This is a genomic window from Pseudoduganella sp. R-34 (genome assembly GCF_049904655.1).
Taxonomy (GTDB): domain Bacteria; phylum Pseudomonadota; class Gammaproteobacteria; order Burkholderiales; family Burkholderiaceae_D; genus Rugamonas.
Window position 1 is genome coordinate 4390447 of record NZ_CP184572.1, and the last position, 7130, is coordinate 4397576.

Annotated in this window: 9 protein-coding genes; 5 read left to right on the forward strand and 4 right to left on the reverse strand. The window is 59.4% G+C overall.

What is annotated here, in order from left to right:
- The first annotated feature begins 64 nt into the window (after positions 1 to 64).
- A complete protein-coding gene (locus ACN9MW_RS20035) occupies positions 65 to 871 on the forward strand; it encodes a ferritin-like domain-containing protein (RefSeq protein ID WP_426162265.1) in 807 nt (268 codons plus the stop codon).
- Between the two features lie 11 nt (positions 872 to 882).
- On the forward strand, positions 883 to 2337 hold the full coding sequence (locus ACN9MW_RS20040) for a DUF4832 domain-containing protein (protein WP_426162266.1): 1455 nt from the start codon (positions 883 to 885) through the stop codon (positions 2335 to 2337).
- A gap of 3 nt (positions 2338 to 2340) precedes the next feature.
- On the opposite strand, the gene ACN9MW_RS20045 is transcribed toward ACN9MW_RS20040, so the two are convergent.
- A complete protein-coding gene (locus ACN9MW_RS20045; RefSeq protein WP_426162268.1) occupies positions 2341 to 2718 on the reverse strand; it encodes a GFA family protein in 378 nt (125 codons plus the stop codon).
- A gap of 64 nt (positions 2719 to 2782) precedes the next feature.
- Between ACN9MW_RS20045 and ACN9MW_RS20050 the strand changes: the two genes are divergently transcribed.
- Both ACN9MW_RS20050 and ACN9MW_RS20055 read left to right on the forward strand, forming a co-directional pair.
- A complete protein-coding gene (locus tag ACN9MW_RS20050; RefSeq protein ID WP_426162269.1) occupies positions 2783 to 3112 on the forward strand; it encodes a hypothetical protein in 330 nt (109 codons plus the stop codon).
- 63 nt (positions 3113 to 3175) lie between these two features.
- On the forward strand, positions 3176 to 3847 hold the full coding sequence (locus ACN9MW_RS20055) for a CatA-like O-acetyltransferase (protein ID WP_426162270.1): 672 nt from the start codon (positions 3176 to 3178) through the stop codon (positions 3845 to 3847).
- Here the strand turns inward: ACN9MW_RS20055 and ACN9MW_RS20060 are convergent.
- The 3 genes from ACN9MW_RS20060 to ACN9MW_RS20070 all read right to left on the reverse strand — a co-directional run bounded on the left by ACN9MW_RS20060 (position 3844) and on the right by ACN9MW_RS20070 (position 5749).
- On the reverse strand, positions 3844 to 4395 hold the full coding sequence (locus ACN9MW_RS20060; protein ID WP_426162272.1) for a hypothetical protein: 552 nt from the start codon (positions 4393 to 4395) through the stop codon (positions 3844 to 3846). The two genes, ACN9MW_RS20055 and ACN9MW_RS20060, sit on opposite strands and share 4 nt — an antisense overlap.
- 4 nt (positions 4396 to 4399) lie before the next feature.
- The gene (locus ACN9MW_RS20065; RefSeq protein WP_426162274.1) at positions 4400 to 4756 is read right to left on the reverse strand and encodes a hypothetical protein; all 357 of its coding nucleotides are present in this window, start codon (positions 4754 to 4756) and stop codon (positions 4400 to 4402) included.
- A gap of 129 nt (positions 4757 to 4885) precedes the next feature.
- Positions 4886 to 5749, reverse strand: a complete 864-nt coding sequence (locus ACN9MW_RS20070) for a hypothetical protein (RefSeq protein ID WP_426162276.1) — start codon at positions 5747 to 5749, stop codon at positions 4886 to 4888.
- A 511-nt stretch (positions 5750 to 6260) separates the two neighbouring features.
- On the opposite strand from ACN9MW_RS20070, the gene ACN9MW_RS20075 reads away from it, so the two are divergent.
- Entirely contained in the window at positions 6261 to 7115 is an 855-nt protein-coding gene (locus ACN9MW_RS20075; protein WP_426162277.1) for an integrase core domain-containing protein, read from the forward strand.
- Positions 7116 to 7130: the final 15 nt, after the last annotated feature.

The window sequence follows — 7130 nt, forward strand, 5'->3', positions numbered from 1 at the left end:
TACTGTCGGCCCTGCGCCGGAAAACAGAGCGCAGGGCAAGACAATCTTTACCTCGTGCAAAAAAATGGAAGCAAAGCCTGAACTCCGCAGCCTTGCGTTGCAATGCCTGGTCGAACCCGATCCCGCTGCCAAAGTCGCTGCCGTCGCCGCCATGGCCGAAGCCTGGGCCGGCGGCGCACTCGCACTCGATGCCGCGTCCGCGCTGAGCGCGCCGGATGCGCAGATACCCGGCCGCCCTGCCCGCCCTGAACTGGTGGCGCCGCGCCTGGTGGGCCGCCGTTCCATGGCAACCGTGGAGGGACGGGCCATGCTGGTGCACGCGCTGGCGCATATCGAGTTCAACGCCGTCAACCTGGCGCTGGATGCGATGTGGCGCTTCCCCGCGATGCCGGAACAGTTTTATACCGACTGGCTGCGCGTGGCGAAGGAAGAGGCCTATCACTTTTCGCTGCTGTCGACCCATCTCCTTACGCTTGGTTGCGCCTACGGCGACTACAGCGCGCACGGCAGCCTGTGGGAAATGGTGGAGAAGACCACCGGTGACGTGATGGCACGCATGGCCCTGGTGCCGCGCACGCTGGAAGCGCGCGGCCTCGATGCCATTCCACCGCTGCGTGCCAAGCTGGCGCAGGCCGGCGACGAGGCGGCGGCCGCCATCCTCGACATCATCCTGCGCGACGAAATCGGCCATGTGGAAATCGGCAACCGCTGGTACTGGCACCTGTGCGGCCTGCGTGGAATTGACCCGATAACGACCTACGACCAACTGGTGGTAAAGTACAAGGCCACCGTACGCGGCCCGTTCAACATGGAAGCACGCCGCAAGGCAGGCTTCAGCGAGGAGGAGCTGCGCGCGCTACCTGACCAATGACAGGAGCCCCTATGCCGCGCCTGAACTTCATCATTGCAACCATCCTACTGGCGGCCAGTGCCGCACCAGCGATCGCCGGCCCGAAAGGCTGGACTGCCTTGAATGCCAGCCGCACATACACGGCGATTCCCGTCGCCAGCGACGACACCGTCAATCCCTTGCGTGGGTATTATCGCTGGCAGAACCAGGAGCTGGTCCCGCAGTCGGCGCCGGCCAGGGACGCCTACCGCCGCTATTACTGGAAAGACCTGGAAACCGCCGAAGGCCAGTACAACTTGAGCGCCATCCTGAACGACCTTGCCTTGGCAAGGAGCCAGGGCCGCAAGTTCGCCTTCCGCCTGCGCACGATGGCGGGCTATGACGACAACGTGGTCTATGCCCCGGCCTACATCGTCAACAACGCCAATTGCCAGGCAGGCTGCGGCTTCTGGGCCGACACCGATACCACGGTCCCCGGCCAGACCTTCATCCCCGACTGGAACGACCCGTGGCTGCAACAGCGCTCACGCGCCCTTCTCACCGCGCTGGCCAGCGCATTAGGCCCGAACAATCCGGACCTCGCATGGATCGACGTGGGCATGTACGGCCAATACGGCGAATGGGCACTGCGCTCCAGCGCCTACGCCAACCCACCGGCCGGCATCACGCCTGCGACCGATGCCAGCAAACGCGAATATGCGAAGATGCATTTCGAGGCATTCCCCAACCAGCAGCACGTGATGTTCATCCCCTACTCCAGCAAGGATGCGCTGACCTTCGGCCTGCTGGAACAAACCATCACGAGCCGGCCGGTAGGCTTGCGCGCGGATTGCCTGAGCCGCTACGGTTATTTCGACCAGTGGACCAACCGTCCCGCCGAATGGGCGGCCTTTGCGGCTCAATGGCAGAAGGCGCCGTTCGTGTCCGAATTCTGCCCGTTCAGCAGCGGCGATCCACAGAACAATCCCGCCACGGCACGCCAGCAGGCCGCCGCCTTCCATATCACGCTGTTCAGCAACGGGAATTTCGAGACCAGCCGGCCGGATGCCGAGCGCTGGGGTGCGCTGTCCGTGGCCGAACAGAATGACTTGCTGATGATGGCGCGCGAATCGGGCTATCGCTACGCCGTCGCCAGCAGCACCGTCAACCTCACCGCCAGCGGCGTGCTGACGCTGACAACGACGCTGCGCAACGACGGCAGCGCACCGGCCTACGAAACGTGGCTGGTCAAAGCGGAACTGGTGAATGCTTCCGGCACGGTGGTGTGGACGGGTCAGACTTCCGCCCAGCTGAAGTCCCTTCTGGGCGGCGGCGCCAGTGCCAGCTACCAGGACAACTGGACGCTACCGGCACTACCGACGGGCGACTACATCTTGCGCCTGGCAGCGCGCGATACCAGCGCCTCGCCGCGCGCGCCCTTGAAATGGACCATCGGCGAACGCGCCGGCGACGGCACGCTGGCAGTGGCAACGCTGCGCCGCCGTTAGGCGTCAGGCAGTCGGCAGCCAGCGCGGCTTGGTGTCCGTGTGCAGCTCACGCTGCACCGGGCCATCATATTCAGGCTCCATGGTGCCAAGCGTGATAGCGATACGGTCCGGCGCCTGCGTGCTGCGCCAGGTCAGGGTCGAACCGCACACCTTGCAGAAACCGCGCCGTCCATGGTCGGAAGAATGGAATTCCGTCACCAGCTCGGCGCCTTTTTCGAAACTGAAGCCAGAGCTGGCGACATTGGCATACGTGCCCGATGCGGCGCCGTGCTGCTTCTGGCACATGGTGCAATAACAGTGGCTCGCACTGTGCACCGAATTTTTCTCAGCCTTGTATTCGACACCGCCGCAAAGGCAGCTACCGCGCAGATATTCCGTCATGCCTAGTCTCCTTTGGAGGAATGTCGGGAATGATAATATATCCAGGCACCCAAGGGAGACGCACATGACGACCGAAGCCATGCCTTTCCGCACCCTGCTCTACCGCTTCATCTTCTTCGACTGGCTGTTCAAGGATGTCAGCGCGGCACGCAACGTGATCGAGCGCCACGCCGCCCTGCAGCACAACAAGTACATGAGCCGTTACCTGCCGATTTATTTCCGGCGCTGGACCGTCATGGCGACCTTTGACTTTGGGCTGGGCTGCCTGTTCGAACGCGCGCTGCAGGCCACCGTGCTGTCAGCTTATTTCTTCACCTGGTCGTGCGTGACAGTGGCCGGGATGGTGGTGATTGCCGCCGCCTGGATCTTCCTGACCTTCGGACGCCTGAGTTGACGCAAAATTGAGCAGCCAGATTATTCTCATTAGAATCATGGCTTTAGCAGACGGAGGGATTCCTTGTTAACAGACTTTTCCACAGAAACCGTTAACAACTCCTTGCAGCGCCGCCTCGACCGTTTCGAGCTGTTCGACAGCATGGACAGCCCCGCGCTGAACCTGACCTTCGTACTGGAGTTGCCGGATTTCCGGCCTTGGTGCAAAAAGCAAGGCCTGCCGCCATTCCACGTGATGCTGTGCGCCGTGCTGCGCTCCGTGCTGAAGGTGGAAAATTTCCGCTACCGCATCCTGGACGGCAAAGTGATTCGCATCGAGCGCCTGACACCGTCCTTCACGGTCAAGAATCAATATGACGACTTGAACTTCGCCCAGTTCGAATGGTCGGACGACCTGCGCGAGTTCGTAGCGCGCGGCCTGGCAGCACGCGAACAGGCATCGAATATGGAAGCACTGAATCGCAAATACAGCAGCATGACGCCGCGCGAAGCAAAGGAGCAGGTATTCGTCACCTGCATACAGTGGCTGAACTTCACGTCAATTCAGCATCCCACCGCCGTACTGGCGCAGCCGGATATTCCATCGTTCGCATGGGGCAAATTCCGGGATGCTGGCGCCGGGCGCCTTGAGCTGCCATTCTCGGTTCAAGCGCATCATGGTTTCGTCGACGGCTATCACATTCACCTGTTCGCCGAACAGGTAGCCGCCGAACTCGCCGCAATCATGCAGGCCTAGGCCAGGCGGATGTCGCGTGCGCCTGCTGCAGCCAAGCGCGCCAGCAAATCTTCCAGCGCCTGTACAGGCGCCGAACCAAGATCCAGTTCGACCGCGACCATGGCGCCTTCCGGCCGCGGATCGCTCGCAAAATGGACTACGCCGAACAGCCCCTCTTCATTCAGCCGATTGGCATCCTCCGCATCGAACCAATCCATGAACCACGGCGCCAGCACCGCACCGACCTGCTGCGGAGCCAGGCCGCCGATACGCAAGGCGACATCGTCCCACACAAAAGGCGCGACATAGACAATGGCTGGAGGAAGCGGCAAGGTGTGCACGCTGAACTGCATGCGCGTGTGCGAGTCGACCGTAAGCAACTTGCCCGCCTGCGAGCCCCACCTTGGAACCAGGTCGGCCCGCATTGGCAAGTCATACTCGCCATCGAGCGCAAGGCTGCCGTCGTCGCGACGCAGTGCCGCTTCCACATGGGCGCTCGCGGAGGATGCAACCGCATCGGCGAACGTGGCGGCATAGGCCATGCGAATGACCGAGAAAAGTTCCGTCATCGGCTTAAAGCACGCTTGGCAGGGTGATGTAGACGAGCCCGGACAACAACAGGAGCGAAGCGCATGCGACGAGACGATTGAGCGACTGCTCCCAGGCGTGATCGCGAGTTCGTGCCATGCGCGCATCGGCCGCAGCCTGGATGCGTTTGAACTCTTCGTCCGTCACTGCGGTAGCGACGATGTGCAGGGGGTTGTGGAGCAGCTCGACCGCATCGTCATATTGGTGTGCGAGCCAGATGCAAAGTACCCGTCCTTCTTTCGACGGTTTGGAAGGCTCGAATACCGGGATGCCTGCACGGGACAATCGATCCCATGCATCCTCGTACTCGAGCTCGCAAGTTGTGACAAAGACCTGACGCATAGCGCGGTATGGTAACCGCCAAGGAGGCCTTAGAAACTCTCAGAATTTCACTTATCAAATAATTTTATTTGATGGCGCACGCTTGACCTTAGCGAAGCCGAACAGTGACGCCGGCTTCGCGCCAGTCAATTACTTGCAGGTGAACGTTGCAATACCGCTGTAGCTAGTCTTGTTCTCGTTCGCCACGACCACGTTATAGATCGCAATGACGTTCACTGCGCCGTTGCCCGCGTCACCGACTGCAACCATGCCACCATTGCCGGTGCCGCCCAACCCACCCGAGATATAAGTGGCATTGCCGGTCTTGACCGTGCCTGACAGATTGACCGTACCGCTGGCGCCAGCACCGGTGGTGGTGATCATTAACGACACATTGGCGCCAGCCCCATCAAAAGTAACGCTTGCGCTGCCGGTAGACGTACCAAAGTAGTCCGTGGACCGTACGGTTCCTCCAGAATAACCCGGTTTGGTGAATTTGCCGGAATTGCAGGTCATGCTGCCATTCGTTGGGAAGGTCTCGAGGCTGTTGTAAACAGAGTAGTGAAACGCGTCAAAAGAATCGCCGGTCATCGTCCAGGTGCTGCTGGAAAATTTGGCCGTGCCGACACTCCAACGACCTTGAGCGAAGCTCGCGTTACCAGAAATATCCTGGGTTGCAATTGTCGTTCCGGTCAGGGTGGTGCTTCCCATGACCGTCACTGCCCCGTCACTTGTCTGCGTTAAAGGTGATGCGATTCCGCTCATCTGACCCAAGCGGCCAGTCATCAGGAATCGTGGCTTTGCTCCGGCAACGAAAGGCGCATCGACAGAGCCCGGATTGGCCGGCTTACTTTCGGCTGGTGGCGGATTGACTGGGGCAGGCGGATTGGTTACGGAAGCCGAGCTACCGCCGGCACCTGGAGCAGCAGCGGAAGTACTATCGCCGCCACCACCTCCACAACCGACCAGCGTAAATGCCGAGACTACTGCCAACGAAAGAAATTTAATGTTCATGTTCTTCTTCAAAAAACTACGCAACTATCCAAATCCGATCCATGAGATGCGTAGATACCTCATGAAACCAGCTTTCCTCGAGTGAGATTCAGTCTCCAATGCGCGAACCCAAAGGGCGTGACTAAGCCTCGCTGGACTCGCGCGTTCTTTTTAATTGAGGGGTACATTGATGAGCCCACCGACCGGGTGGAGGATCTGCGTAAGACGTCGGCCGTTATCCCAACCCGCGAGATGTGCGGCCAACGAAGCTTCCAGAGTTACGGCGACTACGAAATCAAAGGGTTCGCCTGCTGGCAATTAGCTGGCCAAGCATGCGGCCGCGCAATTGCATATTGGCACCAACAATTTCATCAATGCATTTTTTACAGTTGTGAAGTATAGCGGTGCCTCGCTTCGAAATCAATTGTTCAGCTTACACTTCCATAAGATTTTAGAGAAAATAGCCGAACATTTGAGCCAGATTGACCGCATTTAGTGACATTTGGTGAGAATACCCTTACTCAAGCACATCATGCCGATTCTATACTCTGCTCAGCATCCAAAGATTACTGGCCGCCGCCATCGTCGCATGAAACCTGCGCAGACCAATCGACGCAAACCGCAATGGGTAGTGGATGCCATCATTCGCTTGAAAGCCTTGCAGCCAAAGGCCAGCAATCGTGTGATGGCAGCCCAGTTCAACAGGCTCTATGCGGCTTCGCGCCGCATGACCGTCTCCAGCTCCTACTTTCATTACACGGTGCGAGACAACCAGCTGGCCATTCTGCGAAAGCGCCGCGAAATCAGAGCGCAGCCCCCATCTAACCAGCCCTGCAATGCGATCTGGGGCATCGACATGAGCGGCAAAGTCGACGCAGCGGGCACGCTTCACATGATATTCGGCATTCTCGACCACGGAAGCCGCAAAGCGCTCGCATTGGTTGCCCTGCCTAACAAAACATCGTGGACTTTGCTCGGCCATCTCTGCGTCGCGATTGGGCGCTACGGTAAACCAGCCGCAATTCGTACCGATAACGAGCGAGTCTTTACGTCGTCGGTATTTCGGTGGGCTCTTCGTTTCGCTGGCATCCGTCATCAGCGCATTAAGGCAGGCTGTCCTTGGCAGAACGGCCGTATAGAACGCTTCTTCGGCACACTGAAGCAATCACTCGATTGTTGGCAGGTGGAGAACCAGCGCCAATTGCAAAACGCGCTTGATGTCTTCCGCGATTGGTATTGTTGCATTCGTCCGCATACACATTTGGACGGTGCGACGCCAGACGAGGTTTGGCAAGGGGTAGATCCGCATCGACGCATGCCAATGCGCGTGGAATGGTTCGCGGCGTGGGATGGCTTGCTGACTGGGTTTCGAATACGCCGACGGTGATGTAGTTCGCAGTTT

What these genes read in the sequence shown, in the direction of transcription:
- ACN9MW_RS20035 (WP_426162265.1), top strand. Translation starts at nt 65, where the DNA reads ATGGAAGCAAAGCCTGAACTCCGCAGCCTTGCGTTGCAATGCCTGGTC.
- ACN9MW_RS20040 (WP_426162266.1), top strand. Translation starts at nt 883, where the DNA reads ATGCCGCGCCTGAACTTCATCATTGCAACCATCCTACTGGCGGCCAGT.
- ACN9MW_RS20045 (WP_426162268.1), bottom strand. Translation starts at nt 2,718, where the DNA reads ATGACGGAATATCTGCGCGGTAGCTGCCTTTGCGGCGGTGTCGAATAC.
- ACN9MW_RS20050 (WP_426162269.1), top strand. Translation starts at nt 2,783, where the DNA reads ATGACGACCGAAGCCATGCCTTTCCGCACCCTGCTCTACCGCTTCATC.
- ACN9MW_RS20060 (WP_426162272.1), bottom strand. Translation starts at nt 4,395, where the DNA reads ATGACGGAACTTTTCTCGGTCATTCGCATGGCCTATGCCGCCACGTTC.
- ACN9MW_RS20065 (WP_426162274.1), bottom strand. Translation starts at nt 4,756, where the DNA reads ATGCGTCAGGTCTTTGTCACAACTTGCGAGCTCGAGTACGAGGATGCA.
- ACN9MW_RS20070 (WP_426162276.1), bottom strand. Translation starts at nt 5,749, where the DNA reads ATGAACATTAAATTTCTTTCGTTGGCAGTAGTCTCGGCATTTACGCTG.
- ACN9MW_RS20075 (WP_426162277.1), top strand. Translation starts at nt 6,261, where the DNA reads ATGCCGATTCTATACTCTGCTCAGCATCCAAAGATTACTGGCCGCCGC.